12 protein-coding genes and 2 pseudogenes are annotated in these 23118 nt (G+C 60.7%); 3 read left to right on the top strand and 11 right to left on the bottom strand.

Annotation, left to right across the window (positions count from 1 at the left end; genetic code table 11):
* Nucleotides 1–53 precede the first annotated feature (53 nt).
* Both AXW79_RS09105 and AXW79_RS09100 read left to right on the top strand, forming a co-directional pair.
* Nucleotides 54–1079, top strand: a complete 1026-nt coding sequence (locus AXW79_RS09105) for an efflux RND transporter periplasmic adaptor subunit (protein WP_005312634.1) — start codon at nt 54–56, stop codon at nt 1077–1079.
* Nucleotides 1072–4224 (top strand): efflux RND transporter permease subunit, encoded by a 3153-nt coding sequence (locus AXW79_RS09100; protein WP_005312637.1) that lies wholly within the window; start codon nt 1072–1074, stop codon nt 4222–4224. The genes AXW79_RS09105 and AXW79_RS09100 overlap by 8 nt, the downstream gene beginning before the upstream one ends.
* 42 nt (nt 4225–4266) lie before the next feature.
* Here the strand turns inward: AXW79_RS09100 and AXW79_RS09095 are convergent, their stop codons facing one another.
* On the bottom strand, nt 4267–6759 hold the full coding sequence (locus AXW79_RS09095; protein ID WP_005312640.1) for a diguanylate cyclase domain-containing protein: 2493 nt from the start codon (nt 6757–6759) through the stop codon (nt 4267–4269).
* Between the two features lie 291 nt (nt 6760–7050).
* Between AXW79_RS09095 and AXW79_RS09090 the strand changes: the two genes are divergently transcribed.
* Nucleotides 7051–8067 carry a lipoate--protein ligase A gene (locus AXW79_RS09090; RefSeq protein WP_005312643.1) on the top strand — a complete coding sequence of 339 codons (1017 nt, stop codon included), beginning with the start codon at nt 7051–7053 and terminating at the stop codon, nt 8065–8067.
* A 99-nt stretch (nt 8068–8166) separates the two neighbouring features.
* Here the strand turns inward: AXW79_RS09090 and AXW79_RS09085 are convergent.
* The 10 genes and pseudogenes from AXW79_RS09085 to AXW79_RS09040 form a co-directional block, all read right to left on the bottom strand.
* Nucleotides 8167–8522: pseudogene (locus AXW79_RS09085) on the bottom strand (copper-binding protein).
* A gap of 48 nt (nt 8523–8570) precedes the next feature.
* On the bottom strand, nt 8571–11693 hold the full coding sequence (locus tag AXW79_RS09080) for an efflux RND transporter permease subunit (protein ID WP_005312647.1): 3123 nt from the start codon (nt 11691–11693) through the stop codon (nt 8571–8573).
* On the bottom strand, nt 11690–13225 hold the full coding sequence (locus AXW79_RS09075) for an efflux RND transporter periplasmic adaptor subunit (RefSeq protein WP_005312650.1): 1536 nt from the start codon (nt 13223–13225) through the stop codon (nt 11690–11692). The genes AXW79_RS09080 and AXW79_RS09075 overlap by 4 nt, the downstream gene beginning before the upstream one ends.
* A 323-nt stretch (nt 13226–13548) precedes the next feature.
* A complete protein-coding gene (locus AXW79_RS09070; protein WP_011898950.1) occupies nt 13549–14004 on the bottom strand; it encodes a hypothetical protein in 456 nt (151 codons plus the stop codon).
* Between the two features lie 54 nt (nt 14005–14058).
* On the bottom strand, nt 14059–14817 hold the full coding sequence (locus AXW79_RS09065; protein WP_005312656.1) for a substrate-binding periplasmic protein: 759 nt from the start codon (nt 14815–14817) through the stop codon (nt 14059–14061).
* Nucleotides 14818–14935: 118 nt separating this feature from the next.
* A complete protein-coding gene (locus tag AXW79_RS09060; RefSeq protein WP_005312660.1) occupies nt 14936–18040 on the bottom strand; it encodes an efflux RND transporter permease subunit in 3105 nt (1034 codons plus the stop codon).
* A 9-nt stretch (nt 18041–18049) separates the two neighbouring features.
* The gene (locus AXW79_RS09055; protein ID WP_005312663.1) at nt 18050–19249 is read right to left on the bottom strand and encodes an efflux RND transporter periplasmic adaptor subunit; all 1200 of its coding nucleotides are present in this window, start codon (nt 19247–19249) and stop codon (nt 18050–18052) included.
* Nucleotides 19250–19594: 345 nt separating this feature from the next.
* Nucleotides 19595–20401, bottom strand: a complete 807-nt coding sequence (gene xthA / locus AXW79_RS09050) for an exodeoxyribonuclease III (protein WP_005312668.1) — start codon at nt 20399–20401, stop codon at nt 19595–19597.
* 139 nt (nt 20402–20540) lie between these two features.
* Nucleotides 20541–21389: a pentapeptide repeat-containing protein gene (locus AXW79_RS09045; protein WP_005312671.1), complete on the bottom strand. Its 849-nt coding sequence runs from the start codon at nt 21387–21389 to the stop codon at nt 20541–20543.
* 60 nt (nt 21390–21449) lie between these two features.
* A pseudogene (locus AXW79_RS09040) lies at nt 21450–23080 on the bottom strand (response regulator).
* Between the last annotated feature and the right edge of the window lie 38 nt (nt 23081–23118).

The raw sequence follows: 23118 nt of genomic DNA, 5'->3' as shown, positions 1-23118 counted from the left end.
TGTGGCGTGAACCGCTGGCGTACTGAACCGCAGCACCAAGGAGGGAGGTTATCATGAAGCATTTCCGGTTGCCGGGGGCCACCTTGCTGGTCATGACATCCACCCTGGCGCTGGCCGGGGAGGCAGAAACCCTGACCTCGTTTACCCTGTCACCGCAGCCGGTGACCGACTGGCTGACCCTGGATGGCACCGTCAGTGCCATCAATCAAGGGACAGTGGCGGCCCAGACCAGCGGCCGGATCTCCCGCATGCTGGTGGATGTGAACGACGAGGTGCAGGCGGGACAGCCCTTGCTCGAGATCAGCGGCAAGGAGCAGTTTGCCGCCGTCACGGGGGCGCAGGCGCGGCTGGCCCGGGCGCAGGCCCAGCAGGTGGAGGCCGAGCGCCAGCTCGCCCGCTTTCAGGCGCTGATTGCCAAGGGGGTGATCACCCGCGCCCAACTCGATAATGCAGAGGCTATCGATCGCGCCGCCCGCGCCGAGGTCAATGCGGCCGATGCGGGCCTCACTCAGGCCCGCGAGGCTTACGGTTATACCCGTATTCTGGCCCCCTACGCTGGTGTGGTGACCAAACGGCTGGTGGAGCTGGGGGAGACGGTCGCCCCAGGTACCCCGCTGCTGTCGGGCTTCTCCCTCGACACCTTGCGGGTGGAGGTGGATCTGCCCCAATCTGCCCTGACGCTCGCTCGTGAGCCCGCGGATGTGCAGGTAGTGCTGCCCGATGGCAAGAGGGTTACCCCGGTCAAACTGACCCGCTTCAACTATGCCGACAGCCTGAGCCACGCCTTCAGGTTGCGCCTCGACCTGCCGCCGCAAACCGCCGGGGTATTGCCCGGCATGTGGCTCAAGGTGCAGCTCAAGCAGGGTGAGCGTCAGGTGTTGCAAGTGCCGGATCGTGCCCTGCTGCGGCAAGGGGAGTTCAACGGCGTCTATCTGCAGCAGCCCGCTGGCTGGGCCCTGACGCCGGTACGGGTCGGCCATTGCGTCGAGGGGCAGTGCGAGATCCTGGCCGGGCTGCAAGCCGGTGACAAGCTGGCCCCCGATGCCTGGGCGCAGCAGCAGGAGGTGGCCCATGAGTAGCGAGCTGAACGGCAACAAGGAGAGGCTGGGGCCTGCCGGTCGGCTGGCGGCGCTGTTTCAGGGCTCGGCCATCACCCCATTGCTGGCGCTGGTGGGGCTCTTGCTCGGCCTGTTTGCGGTGCTGGTGACCCCCAAGGAGGAGGAGCCGCAGATCGATGTCACCTTCGCCGATGTCTATATTCCCTTCCCGGGAGCCACTCCGGCTGAAGTGGCCTCTCTCGTCACCACCCCTGCCGAGCAGGTGGTCTCCCAGATAAAGGGGATTGATACCCTCTACTCTTTTTCCCAACCCGATGGTGCCCTGCTGGTGGTGGTGTTCAAGGTGGGGGTGAGTCGCGAGCAGGCCATCGTCGATCTCAACAATCAGATCGACTCCAATCGAGACTGGTTGCCACAGGGGATCGGAGTCGGTCAGCCGCTGGTGAAACCCCGGGGGATCGATGATGTCCTCATCGTCAGTCTGACGCTCTGGAGCAAGCAACTGGGTGCCCCCGAACTGACCCGGGTCGCCCATGAGCTGGAGACCGAACTCAAGCGCATTCCCGGTACCCGCGATATCTACACGCTGGGCAGCCAGAGCGCCGTGCTGCGGGTGATGTCGGATCCGTCGGCCCTCAGCGCCCACGGTATCAGCTGGGGTGAGCTGAGCCAGCGCCTTGCCGCCGCCAATCAGGTGGGTACGACACAGGCCATCGAGCAAGATAACCGGGAGATCAAGGTGCAGGTGGGGCAGTTCCTGCAAAGCGAGCAGGAGGCCCGGGAACTGGTCGTCGGGCTGCATGACGGCCGGCCTGTCTATCTGGGGGAGGTGGCCAAGGTCTCTCTGGGTCAGGAGACCCCAACCAGGCGCAGCTGGATGGGGATAGGGCAGGCCAGTTATCCGGCGGTGACGCTGGCTATCGGCAAGCAGCCGGGCCAGAACGCGGTGGATGTGGCAAAGCGGGTGGAAGCGCGGGTCGAGAGCCTCAAGAATCGACTCATCCCTGCTGGGGTCGAGGTGACGGTGACCCGGGACTACGGCGTCACCGCCGAGACCAAATCCAACACCCTTATCGGCAAGCTGATTTTTGCCACCACGGCGGTGGTGCTGCTGGTACTGGTGAGCATGGGCTGGCGCGAGGCGCTGGTAGTGGGGGTGGCCATCGTCATCACCCTGGCACTGACCCTGTTTGCCAGCTGGGCCTGGGGTTTTACCCTCAATCGGGTGTCGCTGTTTGCACTGATTTTCTCCATCGGCATTCTGGTGGATGACGCCATAGTCGTGGTGGAGAACATCCACCGCCATCACGGCTTGGGCAAGGGGGCACTCAAGGATCTTATTCCGGGGGCGGTGGACGAGGTGGGGGGGCCGACCATACTGGCGACCCTGACCGTGATTGCGGCCCTGCTGCCGATGGCCTTTGTCAGCGGTCTGATGGGCCCCTACATGAGCCCCATCCCCATCAATGCCAGCATGGGGATGCTTATCTCCCTGCTAGTGGCTTTTATCTTCTCCCCCTGGCTGGCGAGCCACCTGCTCAAGGGGGAGGTGCATGCAGCCCACGGCGAGGCCAAGACTGGTCTCTTTCACCGGCTGATGACCCCTTTTCTGATCGGTGATGGCGCCAAGCGTGCCAGACGCAAGCTCTGGCTAGCGGTGTTGCTGCTGGTCGGGGCGGCCACCGCCATGCCGGTGGTGCAGTGGGTGGTGCTCAAGATGCTCCCCTTCGACAACAAGTCGGAATTCCAGCTGGTGCTCGATATGCCGGAGGGGGCGACCCTGGAGCAGACCGAGCGCACCCTGCTGGCGGTCGGGCGAGAGCTTGCCAAGGTGGCGGAGGTGAAGGATTACCAGATCTACGCCGGCACGGCGGCCCCCATCAACTTCAATGGCCTGGTGCGTCACTACTTTATCCGCAGCGGTGCCAATGTGGGGGATATTCAGGTCAATCTGGTGGACAAGCATGAGCGGGATCGCAGTAGTCACCAGATCGCCCAGTCGGTTCGGGCGCCGCTGCAGGCCATCGCCAGTGCGGCAGGGGGTAACCTCAAGGTGGTGGAAGTGCCCCCTGGCCCGCCGGTCTGGTCACCCATAGTCGCCGAAATCTATGGCCCGACACCAGCCGCCCGTGAAGCGGCGGCGCGCACCGTACAGGCCCGTTTTGTGGCCACGGCGGATCTGGTGGACGTGGATATCTATCTGACCGATCCGCAGCCCAAGTGGCGGCTGGTGGTGGATCGCAGCAAGGCGGCCCTGCTCGGGGTCGATCTCGGCGACCTGGTGACCACCCTCAATGGCGGCGTGGGCTATCAGGATGCCAGCTGGCTGCAGGGGCACGGCGCCAAGTATCCGGTGCCGATCCGCATCGAGCTGGCTCCCGGTGACAAACGGGATCTGGCGGGTGTGCTGGCCCTCAAGGTGCGCAGTCAGAGCGGGCAGCTCATCCGGGTATCAGAGCTGGTGAGTCGCCGTGATGAGGTGGCTCCGAGCTACATCATGCACAAGAACATGCAACCCATGGTGATGGTGGTGGCCGACATGGGCGGCCATACCGACAGCCCGCTCTACGGCATGTTTGCCGCCGGTGCCGACATCGATCTGCCCCAATATTACGTGCAGCAACCTGACAAACTGGGGGAGGTTGCACTGTTATGGGACGGGGAGTGGAAGGTAACCTACGAGACCTTCCGCGACATGGGCATCGCCTACGGGGTGGGGATGATCCTCATCTACCTGCTGGTGGTGGCCCAGTTCCGCTCCTATCTGGTGCCGCTCATCATAATGGCGCCCATTCCGCTCACCCTCATAGGGGTGATGCCGGGCCACGCCCTGCTGGGAGCCCAGTTTACCGCCACCTCGATGATCGGGATGATAGCGCTGGCCGGGATCATAGTGCGCAACAGCATACTGCTGGTGGACTTTATCGAGCAGCAGCGAAGAGCCGGAATAGCGTTTGAGCTGGCGGTGATCGAAGCGGCGCAGGTGCGGGCCAAACCCATCATGCTGACGGCGCTGGCGGCGATGATCGGGGCCCTGTTTATCCTCGATGATCCCATCTTCAACGGACTGGCCATCAGCCTGATTTTCGGGATCCTGGTCTCCACCCTGCTCACCCTGGTCGTAATACCGCTGCTCTACTATAGCCTGATGGCACCGCGTGTTTGACGGGAGCAGGGCGCGGCCAGTGCTGGCGTGAGACAGCAAGGTTCAGTGTTTCACCAGACCGGGCGGGGGAGAGGTGAGGGGGCCATCGGGCGAGAGGAGGGTCTCTTCCTGCATGCTGGCCTTCAGCAGCGGGAAATAGCGTCTGTCCTGCTTGACCATGTGGCCCAGCACCAGATCCTGCAGAACAAAATCCAGTAGAGCAAGATTGGTCAGCTCGCCAGTGCGGGCCGCCTGATAGAGGCTGTTGGCCCGACGGAGCAGCTTTTGATGCTCCTGACGGTGAGTGTCCAGCTCGGCGTACTCCAGCTTGGCCAGAATGGCCTCTTCGTTGTTGAAGTGGCTGGCGGCCAGGGCCAGCAGGGCCTCGAAGTTTTGATGAAACTGGTCTGTATCCTCTTCCATGGTCAGCACACCGTTGAGCAACTGATTGGCCAGGGCAAACAGCTGGCGATGGTCATCATCGATCTGCGGGTGGCCGCAGTCGTGGCTCTGTTTCCAGCCCAGCTGTATCTGGTGGACTGCCTCTTGCGTGATCCCGCCCGCCATCTGGGGCGTGAACAGCTGGATGCGGTTGCGCCCCGCCTCCTTGGCCTGATACATGGCCTGATCGCCGTGATTCATCAACTGCTTCTGGGTGGTGCCGTGCTGCGGATAGAGGGCCACACCGATGCAGCTGGAGATATGGAAATGGAGCGCATCCGTCATGGCAAAGGTCTGGTTGAGACTCTGGTGGATGGCCTCGGCGATGGCGATGGCCCCCGCCTCTCCCGTTATCTCGGGCAGCAGCACCATGAATTCATCCCCGCCGATCCGGGCGACCGTGTCCCCCTCCCGCACACAGTGCAGCATGCGCTTGGCGACGGTGGCCAGCAGCCAGTCGCCTGCCTCGTGCCCATGCTGATCGTTGACCGGCTTGAAGTGGTCGAGATCGATGAACAGCAGGGCCAGCGGCTTTCCGTCCGCCTGTTGCAGTGAATGTTGCAGCCTGTCTTGTAGCAGACGACGGTTGGGCAGGTGAGTGAGGGGATCATAAAAAGCGAGCTGGCGCATCATCTCCTCGCTGGCTTTGCGATCGCTGATGTCCCGGGTTACGCCGAGCACAGAGACGGGGTTGCCATCCTTGTCGGCATGCAGCGTGGTGACCACTTCTGTGTGGATGAGGTGCCCATCCTTGTGAGGCTGATCCACCAGGGTGACTCGCTTGGTATTGATGTGATCCCCCGCCGCCCAGGTTGCCAGCGACTCCTTCATCTGGCGGGCGATGCGGTTGGCAGATTCAGCCGTCATCAGCTCCTCGCCCGTCTGGGCCAGCACCTCCTCGACGGTGAAACCACGCAGGTGCTGCACCGACGGGCTCAGGTAGGTGAAGCGACCACTCTGGATATCCATGGTCCAGATGACGTCGGCACTGTTCTCCGTGATGAAGCGGAAGTGGCGCTCGTTGTCGGCTATCTCCTGGCTTAGCTGATGGCGTGCCTTGCTCTCTTCCCGCAGACGGCGGTTGAGACGAAGGAAGATCATAAGCAATATCAATAGGAAGGCGGTGACCAGCAGGCCGATGGCGATGCCCTGATAGATCATCAACTGCTGTTGATGTGCTCTCTCTTCCTGCTGGCTGTAGAGGAAACTATCCAGATCCGGCATGGCAGTGAGCAGGCCGAGGTCCATATAGGTTTGCGCTATGTGTTGCCAGCGGCCGGGATACATGTAGCCCATCTCCACCAGATCGGCGCGGATCAGCGGCTGCATCTGCTTGGCTTCAAACAGCAGCTTGTTGCGGTCCAGGGCCGGATTATTGGTCGCCGGATATTGGGTGAGGATCCAGGCCACCACCTCTTCCGGATGCAGCATGGCGTAACGCCACCCCTTGAGGCTGGCTTCGCGAAAGGCTCTGACTCTCGCCCCGTGGTCGCGCAATTCACGCTCGGAGGTAAACAGGTTGTCACCGTAGAAGTCGATACCGGCGCTGCGGGGAGTAAAGGTCTGATAGGGCACACCGCTGCGCTGCAATGTGTAGGTTTCATCCGTGTTGTAGGCGCTCATGGCATCCACTTCGCCCCGAATTAGCGCATCTGCGCTCAGGGTATGGGGCTGGCGATGGAGCAACCCAAGTGCAACCCCTTCGTGTTGCAGATAGGCGATCAGCTCTTCGGAGTGATATTCCAGCATCAGACGGCGGCCAACGAGATCATGCACGTTGTCGATATCGGCGCGTGCCAGCAGCACCAGAGGGGAGTGTTGAAACGGGGTGGCCAGGACCACGACAGGTTGGCCGCGCTGGCGATCCAGCAGCAAGTCACTGCTGCCGACTCCATAATGGGCGCGCCCCGAGACGACTTCGTCGACCACATCCGTGCCCGGGCCGGCCTCTTTGAGCCTGACATAGAGCCCTGCATCCCGGTAATAGCCCTGGGCGATGGCCGCATAGTAGCCGGCAAACTGGAACTGATGATGCCACTTCAACTGTAAAACAATCGGATCCTGTGCCGCGACCCTGGCCGGCAGACAGGCCAGTATGATCAGCAGCAACGGCATGAGCAAAGGGCCAATATGCCGGCCCGCGCAATGGAGAAATGCAGGGGGTGAGCTCAAGTAAGGCCGCCTGGTGATGTATCTATGGCTAGCGTCGGGCAATTTCTCTCATGCTGCAAGTGTCAATCCCTCGGTCAGGGGGGATTTTTGCACGGTTGTGACCGTATCGGTGCTTTTGGCGTCATTCTTGTCAATCTTTGATGGTCTATGGCCGCAACCTGGCCTGGTTGAAGACTGCAGGTGAGAAAGAAAGTGGTAATATCGGCCCGCTATTGACTCGATAAAGGCCTGCTCATGACTGCTCTGCGTCTGCTAGTTTCCGACTCTCACGACCCCCTGTTCAACCTGGCGGTGGAGGAGTGCATCTTCCGGCAGATGGACCCGAACCAGCGGGTACTGTTTTTGTGGCGCAACGCCAATACAGTGGTGATTGGCCGTGCCCAGAACCCGTGGAAGGAGTGCAACACCCGCCGCATGGAAGAGGATGGCGTGACCCTGGCCAGGCGCAGCAGCGGAGGTGGCGCCGTGTTTCACGACCTTAGCAACAGCTGCTTCATCTTCATGGCAGGCAAGCCGGGCTATGACAAGAGCATCTCCACCGCCATAGCGCTCGATGCGCTCAAGCTGCTCGGGGTGAGTGCCTTTGCTTCCGGACGCAACGACCTGCTGGTGGCCACCCAGGACGGGGATCGCAAGGTGTCTGGCTCGGCCTATCGGGAGACCCATGATCGCGGTTTCCATCACGGTACCCTGCTGCTCGATGCGGACTTGAGCCGCCTCGCCAATTACCTCAATCCCGACCCCAAGAAGCTGGCCGCCAAGGGGATAAGCTCGGTACGCAGTCGGGTTGCCAACCTGTGCGAGCTGCTGCCCGGGATCGAACATCAGCAGGTGAGTCATGCCCTCATTGAGGCCTTCTTCGCCCACTACGGTGCGCGCGTTTCCCCCGAGCATATCTCCCCGACCCAATTGCCGGACTTGCCCGGCTTTGCCGACACTTTCGCCCGCCAGCGCAGCTGGGAGTGGAATTTTGGTCATGCGCCTGCGTTCACCCATCAGCTGGACGAGCGCTTCGACTGGGGCGGGGTGGAGCTGCATTTCGATGTGGAGAAGGGGGTCATAGGTCGGGCGCAGATCTTCAGCGACAGCCTGGATCCGGCCCCATTGGATGCATTGGCCCAGCGGCTGGTGGGCGTGGCCTATCGCAGCGACGCCATAGCCGCGCTGTTCGGGCAACTGAAGGCCGATTTCCCGGCTCGGCAAGCCGAGCTGGATGCGCTTGCTGGCTGGTTGCAGGCGGCACTGCGCTGACCGCATTGTCCAGGCAGCACGCTCACTGACGAGGTGCCCAAACGCACCTCAAGATAAACGGCGGGATGGAGAGCCCCGCCGTTTATCTTGTCCGTCAATTCACTGTTTTTGCAGCTGGGTGATCGTCAGCTTGCCAGCCGGGTTCTCGGCGTGAAAGCGCACCGCATCTCCGACCTTGAGCCCCTTGATCAGGGCCGGATCGGCCAGCAGGAACACCATTGTCATGGGGGCATCTTGAGGTTGTCGATGGCCTCGTGTTTGATCCCCACTTTGCCGCTGGCCTCGTCGATACGGCTGATGATCCCCTTGGTCATCGCGTTCTCTCCCGTCGCCTGCATATCCATCCCCTCCATCTGGGACATATCGTGGCCCTCGTGGCTCATGGTCATCTCGGCCCGGGCCTGGAGAGAGGCAAGGCCGAGCAGCAATGTCATTGCAAATGTCTTGTAGTTCATGGTCTTTTCCTCGTGATTGATTCAAACACTTCGTTGATTGCAAAAGGGTTAGTCGGCTTCTTGGTCTGCCTGCTTGCCAAGGCTTTGGCTGCGCCACAGGTAGTAGGCGGCGGGCAACACCAAGAGGGTCAGCACCAGGGCGCTCACCATGCCGCCTATCATGGGGGCGGCGATGCGCTGCATCACTTCCGAGCCGGTGCCCTGGCTCCACATGATGGGCAAGAGGCCGGCGATGATGGTGACTACCGTCATCATCTTGGGGCGCAGGGCTGCGCCGTGGATCACAGCACGGTGCAGACCCGCCTTGTCCGGCTTGCCGCTCGCCACCAGCTCATCCCAGGCGTGGTTGAGGTAGACCAGCATCAAGACGCCGGTTTCCACCGCTACCCCGGCCAGGGCGATAAAGCCCACCCCCACCGCCACCGAGAGGTTGAAATCCAGCAGCCAGAGGGTCCAGATCCCGCCCACTACCGCGAGCGGCAAGGTGGTGAGAATGAGCAGTACCTCCTGGAAGCGGCGAAACGCCAGATAGAGCAGCAGCACGATAATGGCGACGGTCAATGGCACCACGTAGGCGAGGCGCGCCTTGGCCCGCTCCATGTATTCGTATTGCCCGGACCAGGTGAGGGCGTAGCCCGCCGGCAGCACCAACTGCTTGTTCACCTCGGCCTTGGCCTGCGCGACAAAAGAGCCGATATCGCGGTCGCGAATATCGACGTAGACCCAGCCGTTGAGCCGTGCGTTCTCGCTGCGCAGCATGGGGGCCTCGTCACTGATATAGACCCGCGCCACGTCCGCCAGCGCGATGCGTGCCCCGCTCGGGGTGACCAGCGGCAGCAGCTCGAGGCTGGCGACCGAATCGCGATAGCTCTGGGGATAGCGCAGGTTGATGGGATAACGCTCGCGCCCCTCTATGGTCTGGCCCACCTCCATGCCGCCCACCGCGGTGGCGAGTACCGCCTGCACGTCGGCGATGTTGAGGCCGTAGCGGGCGGCATTGAGCCGGTCTATATCCACCTTGATGTAGCGACCACCGGCCACCCGTTCGGCGTAGACGGAGGCCGCTCCCGCCACCTTGCCGACGATCTGCTCAAGCTGCTGGCCGAGCCCCTGAATAACCTTGAGATCAGGCCCCGCAATCTTGATGCCGACCGGAGTCTTGATACCGGTTGCCAGCATGTCGATGCGGGTCTTGATGGGAGGCACCCAGGCGTTGGTGAGGCCGGGGAAACGGATAAGGGAGTCGAGCTCTTCTTTGAGCTTCTCCGGGGTCATGCCGGGGCGCCACTGATCGCGGGGTTTGAGCTGGATGCTGGTTTCCATCATCACCAGGTCGGCTGGGTCTGTGGCCGATTCGGCGCGCCCCGCCTTGCCGAACACGTTCTGCACCTCGGGCACGGTGCGAATGAGCTTGTCGGTCTGCTGCAAGATCTCCCGCGCCTTGCCCACCGAGATGTTGGCCGCTGTGGTGGGCATGTACATGATGTCCCCCTCATCGAGCAGCGGAATAAATTCGGAGCCCAGATACTTGAGCGGCCAGAAGCCCGCTACCGTTACCACCGCCGCCAGCATCAGGGTGGTTTTCGGGCGCGCCAGTACGGCCTTGAGCAGCGGTATATAAGCCTGGCTCAAGCCACGGTTGAGAGGATTGGCCTGCTCGGCCAGCACCTTGCCGCGGATAAAGTACCCCATCATGACTGGCACTAGGGTGATAGCGAGCGCCGCAGCGGCCGCCATGGCGTAGGTCTTGGTGTAGGCGAGCGGGTGAAACATCCGTCCCTCCTGCGCCTCCAGCGCAAACACCGGCAAAAAGCTCATGGTGATGATCAGCAGGGAGAAGAAGATGGCGGGCCCCACCTCTATGCTCGCCTCCGTGATGATGCGCCAGCGGTTCTTGTCGGTGAGCGCCTCCCGCTCCATGTGTTTGTGGACGTTCTCGATCATCACTATGGCGCCGTCCACCATGGCGCCGATGGCGATGGCAATGCCCCCCTGCGACATGATGTTGGCGTTGATCCCCTGCAGGTGCATGACGATAAAGGCCACCAGAATGGCGATGGGCAAGGTGATGACCACCACCAGCGACGAGCGCAGGTGGAACAGGAAGGCGAGACAGACCAGCACCACCACGGCAAACTCCTCCAGCAGCTTGCCTGAGAGGTTGTCGATGGCGCGCTGGATAAGGTCGGAGCGGTCGTAGACAGTGACCACTTCTACCCCTTCCGGCAGGCTGCTTTTCAGCTCCGCCAGCCGCGCTTTGACCCCGTCTATGGTGTGCTGGGCATTCTCGCCATAGCGCATGACTATGATGCCGCCCACCACTTCCCCTTCGCCGTTGAGCTCGGCAATGCCGCGCCGCATCTGGGGGCCGGTGACCACATCCGCCACATCCCCCAGCAGCAGCGGGGCGCCGCGCACAGTGGTGCCGAGCGGGATCTGCTTCAGATCTTCGACGCTCTTCAGATAGCCATTAGAGCGCACCATGTACTCCGCTTCCGCCATCTCGATGACGGAGGCGCCGGTCTCCTGATTGCCCTGCTTGATGGCGGTCTCGATAAGCGAAAGCGGGATGCCGTAGGCGCGCAGCTTGTCGGGGTCGACCCGTACCTGATACTGGCGCACCATGCCGCCGACGGTGGCCACTTCGGAGACGCCATTGACGGTTTGCAGCTCGTACTTAAGGAACCAGTTCTGCAGGGAGGTGAGCTGACTCAAATCATGCTTGCCGGTTCTGTCCACCAGGGCGTACTGATAGACCCAGCCCACCCCGGTGGCGTCCGGGCCGAGCTGGGGGCGCGCAGAGGCAGGCAGGTTGGGGGCCACCTGACTCAAATATTCCAGCACCCGGGCGCGAGCCCAGTAGAGATCGGTGCTGTCGTCAAACAGCACATAGACGAAGGAGTCACCGAAGAAGGAGTAGCCGCGCACCGTGGTGGAGCCCGGCACCGCCAGCATGGCGGTGGTAAGCGGGTAGGTGACCTGATCCTCCACCACCTGGGGCGCCTGGCCTGGATAGGAGGTCTTGATGATCACCTGCACGTCGGAGAGATCCGGCAGGGCGTCCACCGGGGTTTGCTTCACTGACCAGAGCCCCCAGGCGGTGAGCATGAGGGTCAACAACAGCACCAGAAAGCGGTTGCCCACGGACCAGCGAATAATGGCAGGGATCATGGCTTGGCCCCCATACCGTGCTGGCTATGGTCCATGCCTTCCATCTCATCTGTTGCCTGCTCCGGAGCGTGGCCGGTGGCCGGGGCACTTTCCTTGGCACTCTCCTGATGGATGGTGGTGATGCGGTACTCATCCCCCTCTTGTATCACCTGCAGATGGAGGGTTTGCCCCTCGGCCAGCTTGCTGATATCGACTCCTTCGGCGACGGTGAACTCCATCTCCATGGCGGGCCACTGCCATTCGGGGATGGGCGGGTGGGCCACCATCAGGGTGCGGCTGGCCAGATCCATGCTTTGCACAGTCCCTTGAGTCCACACCTGCGCCGGGCGCACCGCTGTCATGCGCTGGAAGTCCGAATCGATGGCCGATTCGGAGTCGAGCAGGAACTGGGCCGAGCTGACTATGCTGTCACCCGTTTCTACCCCTGCCTTGATGGCGACCTTGTCGCCAAACTGGGAGCCCAGGGTGACGGCCACCGACTTGAAGTTGCCATCCCCCAGTGCCAGCACCAGCCTGTCCTGGCTGCCGGTGCGGATCACCGCTTCGCTCGGTACCACCAGCCGGGGTTCCCCCTGGCCAGTGCGAATGGCTACCTTGGCGAACATATTGGGTTTCAAAAACTCGTCCGGATTGTCAACGCGCAGCCGCACCTTGAGGGTGCGAGTGGCGGCATCGAGCGTCGGGTAGAGGTAATCCACCCGACCCTGCCAGCTGCGACCGGGGGCGTAGTCGAGGGTCATGGTGACCGGATCCCCCACTTTGAGCTGTGCGGCCTGGCGCTCGAACACCTCGGCGCTCACCCACACTTGCTGCAGGGTGCTGATATTGAACAGGGCGGCGGCGGGCTCCACATACTGACCCTCGCGTACTTTCAGCTCTGAGACATAACCGCTGCTAGGGGCATAGATGCCAATGGTTTCACGTACCTGACGGTTGCGCTTGAGGGCGGCGATTTGATCCGCCGGTACCTGCAGGGATTTGAGCTTGCCCTCGGCGGCGCGCAGCAGCAGCAGCGGGTTGGTCGTGTTGAGGGCTAGCAGGTACTCGTGCTGGGCGTTGACCAGATCCGGGGCGTAGATCTCGTAGAGCAGGGAGCCTTTGGCCACCTTCTGCCCCTCGCTCTTGATGGCGAGGGTGCGGATCCAGCCCGCCATGCGGGCATTGACTGCCTCCAGCCGATCTTCGTCATAGCCGACGTAACCCACTGTCTCGATCTGCTGGTGGATGGGCAGTCGCTCCACTTTGGCTAGCCGCACCCCCAGATTCTGCTGGATCTCGGGGCTGATGGTGACGGTACCCGGCGAGCCGCTTTTTTGCTCCTCATAGACGGGGATAAAGTCCATCCCCATGTTGTCCTTGGCTGGGCCGTCGCGCTTGTCGCGGGGATCCATGGGGTTGACCCAGTAGAGGGGGGTCTTCTCTTTGGCGGTTGCACCGTCGCCAGTCTGTTTGGCGGCCCAGTAGCCGCCACCGGCCCCGAGGGCCAGCAACAGGGCTGAGACAAGCAGCTTTTGGCTTGATTTATGGCTCATAGGGAACCTCCGACCTGCATCAGGCGGGCGCTAATGGCGCAAGGGTGAGCGGCAACAGGTTCGGTCAATCGGGCAGATGACATGTGCATCTTCTCTTCTGTCAGGCCGCCGGCTTGTGATGGTGACAGACGTATAACGAGCGTCTGGTTGCTGCATCTATCGCAGCAGATCACACAGGCTGGGCGGCAAACGGGGCGTTGCTGACGAGTCAGCGGACGCACGGCTCCCTGCTATTGCTGGCGGTGCCAGCCGTCACAGGGTCAGGCAAGGACGTGCAGTGTCGGGCAAGGTCAGCCTTGCCCCATGCACGGGAGAAGATCCTTCTAGTGGCGTAGCACCGACAGCATCAGATGTCGGCGGGGCCAGGAGGGGGGATGAGTACCGCGGCTACGCAGGAAGGGATCCCGCAGCCAGTGATCGAACAGATGGCTGGCGACCCCCAGATGGGGCAGCAGCAAAAGGGGGAGGGCGAGCAAGGTCAGCAGCGCGGCCAGCAGTGGCAGGCCGGCCCCGGTTGGCGAGGTGAGGCCGCCGTGCATCTGGCAATCTCCCTGGCTCATGGCATTGCCTTGCTCTCCATCATCGGCTGCCATTGTGTGACAGGCGAGCCCCTGCATGGCGGTCGCACTCATGGTTGCGTTGTCGCTGCCGGTCGTCATGGTGGAGGAGATGACATCGGTCCCGTGCCAGCTGATACAGAGGGTCAGATTGCAGACAAGCATCAGCGCCAGCAAAAGCCGGGCCAATAGTAGGGTGGGCAATCTAACCAAACTCATCATGTGTCAACTCTGGCAAGGGATGGGGCAAATCTAAACCTTACTCGCGGGAGAAGGTCAAGGCATCTGCTGAGTCTGTCGTTGCTGTTCCAGATAGAGGGTGCTGTATTTGTCCAGCAGTTGATCTATCCACTGACTCATACCTGGGGCCTGCAACATGGGTTCGAGTTTCTCCAGGGTATCGAGGTGGGGGGAGTTGAGGGACACAGAGATGTAGAGTTCTCCCTGTTGCAGGGGCCAGAGCAGATCGGCCAGACCGCTATCCGGGTAATTTTCCCGTAAAAAGAGGCGACCAGAAGAGCGACCGTAGGGCACAAAGTCGACCCTGTCGCTGGCCAGCAGCCCAAAGACCTGCTTGAGGGAGTTGACCCTGTGGATCCGGGTATTCTCTTCCAGAAAAGTGTCCAGCTCGCTGCCAAGGCTGACCCCGATCATCATGGCTCCCCTTAGCCCGGCCAGATCCTCCCGTTGCTCCAAGAGACGAGGGCTGGGCTGGCGAACAAACACGGCCATGTCATTGATGGCCATCGGTGTTTGCGTGAAGCGTGAGTAGCTTTCACGCTCGCCGTTGCGCAGGGCGCAAATATTGATGTCTACCTCGCCGGAGGCCACCTTTTGCTGGCAACGGGCCCAGGGGCCTACGTAGTCAAGGTTAACGTTGAGCCCCAGTCGTTGAAAGAGGGTGCTCACTACTTCGGCGCAGACACCCACGATTTTACCGCCCGCATGCCAGTTCCACGGGGGATAGTCATGGTGACCACAGGCTGTCATGTTTGATCCGGCAAGTGCCGCAGCGAGCCAAAGCTGAACCAGCATAGAAATACTCCCCCTCAAATCTCCCAGAGTTTAGGTGATTGAGCCGAGTTGATTTGAATAAAAACGCCCTCGCAGAGCGAAGGCGTTTGAGCAAATACCATATTGATTGATAAAGGTATTAGCGCTTCTTTTGCGAGCCTTGCATGATCAAGCGGAAGAAGAGCGGGATAAAGAAGATGGCGATAAAGGTGGCTGCCAGCATGCCGCCAATGACCGGCCAGCCGAGGGCATGGCGGCTGGCCGCACCGGCACCGCTCGATGTGATCAAGGGGATGCAGCCGAGAATAAAAGCCAGCGATGTCATGACAATCGGGCGAAAACGCAGGCGCGCCGCCTCTAGTGCCGACTCGGCAATACTCATCCCTTCCTCATGCTTCATCACGGCAAACTCCACGATCAGGATGGCGTTCTTGGCCGCAAGCCCCACCAGGGTGACCAACCCAATCTGGAAGTAGACGTTGTTGGTGAGGCCCACGGCCCAGGTGGCGAGCAGGGCCCCGAACAGCGCGAAGGGAACCGCAGTGATCACCGCAAACGGCAGACTCCAGCGTTCGTACTGGGCCGCCAGAATGAGGAAAATCATCACTATGCCGAAGCCAAACGCCATGCCGGCACTGCCGGCAGAGGCTTTCTCCTGATAGGCAGATCCTGTCCACTCCAGTTTGGCATCGTTGCCGAGGGTACTGTTTGCGATCTCTTCCAATGCGGCAATGGCTTGTCCTGAACTGTATCCCGGTGCAGGTTGCGCCATGATCTTGGCGGCAGGGAACACATTGAAGCGCTCTACCAACTCGGGGCCGCTGGCGTCGCGTACCGTCACCAGGCTGCTAAGGGGGATCATCTCGCCCTTGTCGGAACGGACATAGATGTTGCGAATGTCGCCCTTCTTGGCGCGATAATCCGCTTCTGACTGAAGCTGGACCCGATAGGTACGACCGAACTGGTTGAAGTCGTTGACGTAAACCTGACCAAAGGTGGCCTGCATGGTGTCGAACACAGCATTGATCGGCAGCCCCAACGCCTTGGTTTTTTCCCGATCAAGATCCAGATAGACCTGAGGGACATTGGCGCGATAGGTCGAGGTGACGCTGGCAAACTCAGGCCGTTCTCTGGCTGCTGCCAGGAAATGTTCAACCTCTGCCGAGAAGGTCTTGGCATCGCTGCCGCTGCGGTTTTGCAGATACCCTTCCAGTCCCCCCGTGGTGGACATCCCCTGGATTGGCGGTGGATTGAAGGAGGCCACAAAGCCATCCGCCAGCCCCATCAGACTCATGCCTTGAAAGGTATGCGCCAGGGAGAAGGAGTCTTGTCCTGCGTCTTTTCGCTCGCTCCAGTCCTTGAGGGTGATGAAGCTCAGGCCGCTGTTGCTGATCACAGCACTGGAGAGAATGTCGAAACCGGAGAAGGTGACGACATCCTTCACGTTCGGGTTGGCCATGGCGATTTGGTCAAACTTGTCAGCCAGCGCCTGAGTGCGAGTGAGTGCAGCTGCGTCTGGCAGCATGATGGCAGAGATGAGGTAGCCTTGATCCTCATCCGGTACCAGTTCCCCCGGTACTTTCATAAACAGCAGATAACTGGCGAGCAGCATGGTCACTATGATGCTGAAGGCCAGTGCCACCCGGCGATTCAGGAAAGCCACCCCACGCACATATCCTCTGGTGAGCTGGTCAAAGCGGTGATTGAACCAGACGAAGAAGCGAGCGGGTTCCTGATGGCCGTCCTTGAGCAAGACAGCACACAAGGCCGGTGACAAGGTCAGGGCAATGATGCTGGAGATGACCACAGAGACGGCGATGGTGATGGCAAATTGCTTGTACATCACCCCTGTCATGCCACCCATAAAGGCCACGGGTATAAACACGGCGCACAGGACCAGGGTGGTGGCGACTATGGGGCTGAATACCTCCTGCATGGCGAGAATGGCGGCTTGCGGCGCCGAGAGCTTTCGCTCGCGCATGCTGCGCTCCACGTTCTCCAGCACCACTATGGCGTCATCCACCACTATGCCTATGGTCAGCACCATACCGAACAGGGTGAGCAGGTTGATGGAGAAGCCCAGCAGCAGCATGCCGGCAAAGGTGCCGATCAAGGACACCGGCACAGCGATACAGGGGATCAGGGTGGCGCGGAAATTCTGCAAGAAGAGGTAAACCACCACGAACACCAGCACCATGGCTTCAAACAGGGTATGCACTACCTCCTCAATGGAGAGTTTTACGAACTCGGTGGTGTCATAGGGGATCTGATACTCGATATCCTGCGGAAACCGGGTTTGCAGTTGCGCCATGGTGGCGTGTACGGCATCCGCCACGGCGACGGAGTTGGCACCCGGTTGCAGATAGGTGGCGATACCGATGGCAGGTTTGCCGTTGGCGCGAGCGACTATGTCGTAGTCTTTACCACCCAGCTCGACCCGGGCAATGTCCTTGACCCGGATTTTGGCGCCATTTGGCATGGATCGTATGATGATGTTCTCGAACTCTTTGACATCCTCAAGCCGCCCCTTGGTCTGCACCGTGTAAGTGAAGTCGATGGGCGTGCTGGTGGGCTGAGCCCCTATTTTGCCCGCGGCAAATTGGGTGTTCTGCTCACGGATGGCGCCAATCACATCGCCCGGGGTCAGCTGCAACTGGGCAAGACGATCCGGGCGCAGCCAGATCCGCATGGCGTAGTCAGTGCCACCAAAGAGCATGGTGTCGCCAACGCCAGGTATCCGCTTGAGCTCGTCGATGATGTTGAGCAGGGCATAGTTCGACAGGTAGGTCGTATCAAATGACTGGTTGGGTGACACCAGGGTGATGACCTGCAAGATGGAGGTCGATTTTTTCTTGACCGTGACTCCCTGCTTTTTCACCTCTTCCGGCAGTTGGGCCATGGCGGCCGAGACCCGGTTGTTGACGTTGATGGTGGCCTGATCCGGATCGGTACCGATCTCGAAGTAGACGTTGAGGTTCATCTGGCCATTGGAGGCGGAGCCAGATTGCATGTAAACCATATGCTCAACCCCGTTGATCTGCTGCTCGAGTGGGGCTGCAACGGTTTGAGAGATGGCTTCGGGGGTTGCCCCCGGGTAAAAGGCCGTGACCGATACCACGGGGGGCGTGATCTGCGGATACTGCTCGACGGGCAGGGAACGCATGGCGGCCAATCCTGCCAGTACGATAATGATCGATATCACACAGGAAAAGATGGGGCGCTCAATGAAGAACTTGGAAAACATACGAGCTCCTTACCTGGCCGCTGGCTTGCTGGCCATCTTGTCGCTGATCGCCTGCATCTCTTGGGCCGAGACAGGTTTGACTATGCTGCCGGGTCTGGCTTTCATCAGCCCCTCTACGATGTAACGCTCGCCTGCATCAAGGCCGCTCTCGATCAGCACCCCCTCTGCAATGGCCGGACCGAGCCGGACCGGGCGTGGCACCACCTTGTCATCGCCGTCCACCACCATCACCATGCGATCGGCCTGGGATTGCACAATCGCTCTGGCTGGCACCACTATGGCGTTTTTACGAATACCCAGGTCGATGGTGAGTCGGACAAATTGACCCGGTAGCAGGACCCCCTCTTTGTTGTCAAAGATGGCGCGGGCCCGAATTGTTCCCGTCTGCGGGTCGACCCGGTTATCGGAGAAGTTGAGCTTGCCCGCCTGGGGATAGACGGAGCCATCAGCGAGACGGATATGGGTGCGCCAGTTGGTGGTGTCTTTGGCCTCAATCAATCCTTTTCGCACCGAGGTTTCAAAATTGAGACGGTCCTGTTCCGAGTAGGAGAAATTGACGTAGAGCGGGTTGTACTGGGTGATGGTGGTGAGCAGGCTGCTGTTGGCATTGGTTGAGATAAGGCTCCCCTCGGATTGGGAGCTCTTGCTCGCCATGCCATCAATCGGTGCCGTCACCTGGGTGTAGCTGAGGTTGAGTTCTGCTTCTTTGACTTTTGCCTGTGCGGCCTGGCGGCTGGCAATGGCCGCTTCGTAGTTGGCGATGGTGTCGTCATAGTCCTTGCGGCTCACGACCTGGCGCTTGAACAGCGGTATGATGCGATCCCGATCTGCGCGTGCCTTGTTGAACCGGGCCTGTTCCTGAGCCAGGGCCCCTTTGGCCTGTTCCAGTGCCACCTTGTAGGGGGCGGGATCGATGAGGAACAGCTCCTGGCCTGCTGTCACGGGTTGCCCTTCCACATAAGTACGTTCAAGCAGGATGCCGTTTACCCGGGAGCGAACTTCGATTTCGCGATAACCCGCCGTCTCTCCCACCATCTCGGTCGTCAGCGGCACATCGGTCAGTCTGGCCTCGGCCACTACCACGGGCACAGGGGGGCGTACCTGGGCACTACTGGCTGGTTTGTCGCCGCAGCCAGCCAGCACGCTGACCAGTGCCAGAGCAATGCAGCCACGCTTGAACATACTTTCCCCGACGTTTTGCACCTTCATCATCACACTCCTGTTGAATGGACAGCGATCATCGTGCCCACCCCTGTTCTGAACTGATGTCATCAACTGCATGATTAATAATTCAACTTATTGGATTACAAATAGTTTTTAAATGATAGAGCACAGACATTGAACCCAAGCTGCTCGGTGTTGAATGTTGTCAGCTCCAAGGAGGAGATGGGCGGCAGGCCAGCGACAATGGTTATCCTGGTGGTGCGGGCGTACTCCATTATGAGCATTGCTCATGATCCGGGAGGTTTGTCGGGAATTATAAGAAGGAAAGGGGAGGGGGAAGTGGGGGCTGAGTCACAGTGGGGAGTCAAACGTCCCCACTGTGTGAATTTATCAGGCGAAGGTGGCCCAGATGGGAGCGTGGTCCGAGGGTTTCTCGATACCGCGCAGCTCGTAGTCGATGCCGGTTTCGGTCACTGTGTCCTTGAGTGCATCGGAGGCCATGATGAGATCGATGCGCAGGCCGCGGTTCTCGTCAAAGCCCTTTGAACGGTAGTCAAACCAGGAGAAACGTTCGCACTCCGTGGGGTTGGCTGCGCGGAAGGTGTCGGTCAGGCCGAAACCTTTCAGCCGTTCCATCCATTCGCGCTCGATGGGCAGGAAGGAGCACTTGCCCTCTCGCAGCCAGCGTTTGCGGTTTGCCTCGCCGATGCCGATGTCGAGATCCGTGGGGGAGATATTCACATCCCCGATCAGCACGAGTTGATCATTCGGGGTGTGGTGAGTCTCCAGATAGTGCTGCAAGTTCTCGTAGAACTTCTGCTTGGCCGGGAACTTGGTCTCGTGATCCTGGTTCTCCCCTTGCGGGAAATAGCCGTTCATCACCTTGATGAGGGAGCCATCCTCCCGTTTGAAGGTCGCCATGATCATGCGGCGCTGGGCATCTTCCGGATCGGTAGGGAAGCCTTTTTGTACCTCGACCGGCTTCTGCTTGCTCATGATGGCCACCCCGTAATGGGCCTTCTGACCGTGGAATTCCACGTGATAGCCCATGGCTTCCACGTCTGCCAGCGGGAAGGCCTCGTCGTGTACCTTGATCTCCTGCAGGCCGATCACATCCGGCTGGTGTTTGTCGATGATGGCTTGCAGCTGATGAAGGCGGGCGCGCAGGCCATTGATATTAAAAGAGATGATCTTCATGTCAGGGATGCTCATGTCATTTTTATAAGTCGCTATTGGACTAGGAATCTGCTGCGGATGCAAGTTCAGGGGCCGGCTTGGCCCCGCTTGCGTGGGAGCTTGCCCCGGCGCGAACGCTGGCCGGGGAGGGCGGAGCCACTCACCGTGTCATCTTTTTCACGAACACCACCACAAACAGCGCCAGCGTGAAGCTGCCGGTAAAGGCCTCGAAGGCGGCGCCGGGCTGGTAGATGAGGTACTCCCCCTGGAAGTTCAGGCCGAAGAAGAAGTAGAAGATACTGCAGATGAAGATGAGCAGCAGGGAGAAGAGCACCACCCGCATCGGCGCCTCGCCGTAGCCGCAGAAGAGATCGACGATCCAGGAGGTGAACCTCTGGATTGACCAGAGTGGCAACTGAAGGCGGCGCATGGTGAGCTCTCGCTGTATGTAGCGGCCGGACATGGTGAAGATGCCTTGCGCCTCCGAGGCCTTGCGCAGATCCCGGTAGGTCTCTTCCGCCTCCTTGAACCAGATGCGGGCTTGCGCCGGATCCCGCTCGCTGCGTCCGCGCCGCTCCTGCATCAGTCGTTTGCCGGTATTGAGGTTGTCGAGGCGGGTGTTGTGCCAGCGGATGCCGAGCAGATTGACGTTGTCGAGTTCGGCGCAGTGGAGGTTGGCGTCACTGAGATCCGCCTTCATCAGGCTGCCGCCCTTGATGCGAATGCCATAGAGGTGGGCACCTTGCAGGTTGGCCCGATAGAAGTTGCACTGCTCCAGCAAGAAGCCCTGCGGTGCCCCCTTCTTCACCAGATTGAGCCCGGCCAGGTTGGCACGGGCCAGTTGCAGGCCGTGGCACAGACCGCCTTGATGAATGTAGTGCTCAAGCTCATGAGCCGTCTGGGGGGCCTGATGATCGGCGTGGGGATCGTGCCAGCGGCACAGCTCGTGCTCCCCTGCCTCCTCGCTGCAGTGACGCCCGTCCGCCACCAGATATCGACACATCGCCATTGCGGTTTTCCTCCCCTCGCCGAGTCTGTATCAGCATAGGCGAGAGGAGCCGCTTCCGGGTCAGCTGAGCTGGGTAAACTCCTGACGCAGTTTGCGAAAACGATCCTGCTGGGCGGGATTGAGCGGTATGCCGTCCAGCACCTCCAGCGTCTCCTTGCACTCGGCACCAAACTCCGGGCTCTTGCGATTCTTCTGCATCAGTTGCAGCAGCACCTGGATCTTGTTGAGAGCGGCGCCTGTATTGGCAGGGGCGCGGCGCAGGGCCTCGCGAAAGTGGCCGAGGGCCTGCTCCAGCTCACCGCTCTGATAGGCCTTGATACCCAGTTCGTTGAGCTGCTGGTAACGCTGGCGTCGCTCCAGCACCGTCTTGTCATCCCGGGTGGCCTGGATGCAGGTGGTAAGCAGCCTGTCTTCATCCTCCGCCAGCAGTGCCTGCAGGCTCTCGGCGTATTCGAACTCGCCGAGCTGGTAGAGCGCCAGTATGGTCTCGCCCAGCAGGCTGGGGGGCATGGTGGCCGGTTGATCGAGCCAGTTCTGGTTGGCGCGATAGAGCATCTTCTTGCCCTTGAGCAGCTCCCCCAGGGCGATCTGCACCCTGGCCTGGCAGATCTGCTCGAACACCGGATAGTTGAACTCCGCCATCATCAGCGAATCGCGGATGCGAGACAGGGCCGAATTCACCTGTTTTTGCAGATTGGCGATGTGGTAGCTGTCGTTGCTGTTGAGGGCGTACAGGGTCAGGGTCTGAATATAGGCCCCCAGGTAGTGGGGGGTGCGATGGATGGAGTTGCGCGACAGGTCGATGAGGGACAGCAATACATCCTTGGCCTGGGCGTAGTCGTGACGCAGCAGACACACCTCTGCCAGCCGACGGGAGAGCTGCACCGACTGGGGTGAGATATCCACCGCTCGCCTGAGCTCCTGCTGGGCCAGTTCGCCATTTCCAAGGGCCAGCTGGGATTCCGCCAGCCAGAGGTGGGCCTCCACCATCAGCGGGGTATTCTTGAGGGTTGCCTGCAGGTGGCTCACTGCCTCCTCGTTCAGGCCCAGGGTGTGGCACGCCTTGCCCAGCTGTTCTCTTGCCCGGCCAGCAGTTGGCGCATCAGGCTGCGAGCCTCCTTGGCTTGCCCCAGCTTGAGCTGGGTATCGGCTTGCAGGCAGCGGCAGAAGTTGGCAAAGCGCGGCACCGCATCGGCTCGCTCGGCGCAGATGGCCAGCAGAGCAGGCAGATCGTCCTTGGCAAGGGCTGTGAAGACGCTCTCCAGCGCATGACGGCGGGCGAGGGCACGCTTGAGGCGAAAGGAGAACTGTTCTTGGGAGAAGGGCTTCATCAGGTATTCGTCGGGCTCGGCCTCCAGCGCGCTCAGCACCATGGCGCGGGAGCTGTCAGCGCTCACCATGATCACCACGCTCTGGGGGGGGATGAGATTCTGATCCCGCAGGCTTTCCAGCAGTTGACGCCCGTTCTCGCCGCCTCCTAGTTCGTAGTCGAGCAGATAGATGTCAAAAGTCTCTTTCTGACAGCGACGCCGGGCTTCCTCGGCCGAATTGACATAGGTGATGCGATTGATGCCCAGGTTGATCAACATGGCCTTCATCATCACCTGAAAGGATCGCTGTTCGTTGACCAGCAAGATGCGTTTGGGCTTGGGCTGGGCTTTTTTCTCTGCTTCGGGTTCCGGTGTCTGCATCTGTCAGGGTCAAGGCGCTACGGGCGGATAACAGAAGT

This window comes from Aeromonas salmonicida subsp. salmonicida, assembly GCF_001643305.1.
Lineage (GTDB): Bacteria > Pseudomonadota > Gammaproteobacteria > Enterobacterales > Aeromonadaceae > Aeromonas > Aeromonas salmonicida.
This window is presented reverse-complemented; position numbering and strand designations above follow the sequence as displayed.

Bases quoted from the DNA above. Each gene is read 5' to 3' on its own strand.
- AXW79_RS09090 (WP_005312643.1), top strand. From the start codon at position 7,051: ATGACTGCTCTGCGTCTGCTAGTTTCCGACTCTCACGACCCCCTGTTC.
- AXW79_RS09060 (WP_005312660.1), bottom strand. From the start codon at position 18,040: ATGTTTTCCAAGTTCTTCATTGAGCGCCCCATCTTTTCCTGTGTGATA.
- AXW79_RS09080 (WP_005312647.1), bottom strand. From the start codon at position 11,693: ATGATCCCTGCCATTATTCGCTGGTCCGTGGGCAACCGCTTTCTGGTG.
- AXW79_RS09105 (WP_005312634.1), top strand. From the start codon at position 54: ATGAAGCATTTCCGGTTGCCGGGGGCCACCTTGCTGGTCATGACATCC.
- AXW79_RS09045 (WP_005312671.1), bottom strand. From the start codon at position 21,389: ATGGCGATGTGTCGATATCTGGTGGCGGACGGGCGTCACTGCAGCGAG.
- AXW79_RS09095 (WP_005312640.1), bottom strand. From the start codon at position 6,759: ATGCCGTTGCTGCTGATCATACTGGCCTGTCTGCCGGCCAGGGTCGCG.
- AXW79_RS09070 (WP_011898950.1), bottom strand. From the start codon at position 14,004: ATGATGAGTTTGGTTAGATTGCCCACCCTACTATTGGCCCGGCTTTTG.
- AXW79_RS09075 (WP_005312650.1), bottom strand. From the start codon at position 13,225: ATGAGCCATAAATCAAGCCAAAAGCTGCTTGTCTCAGCCCTGTTGCTG.
- xthA (WP_005312668.1), bottom strand. From the start codon at position 20,401: ATGAAGATCATCTCTTTTAATATCAATGGCCTGCGCGCCCGCCTTCAT.
- AXW79_RS09100 (WP_005312637.1), top strand. From the start codon at position 1,072: ATGAGTAGCGAGCTGAACGGCAACAAGGAGAGGCTGGGGCCTGCCGGT.
- AXW79_RS09065 (WP_005312656.1), bottom strand. From the start codon at position 14,817: ATGCTGGTTCAGCTTTGGCTCGCTGCGGCACTTGCCGGATCAAACATG.
- AXW79_RS09055 (WP_005312663.1), bottom strand. From the start codon at position 19,249: ATGAAGGTGCAAAACGTCGGGGAAAGTATGTTCAAGCGTGGCTGCATT.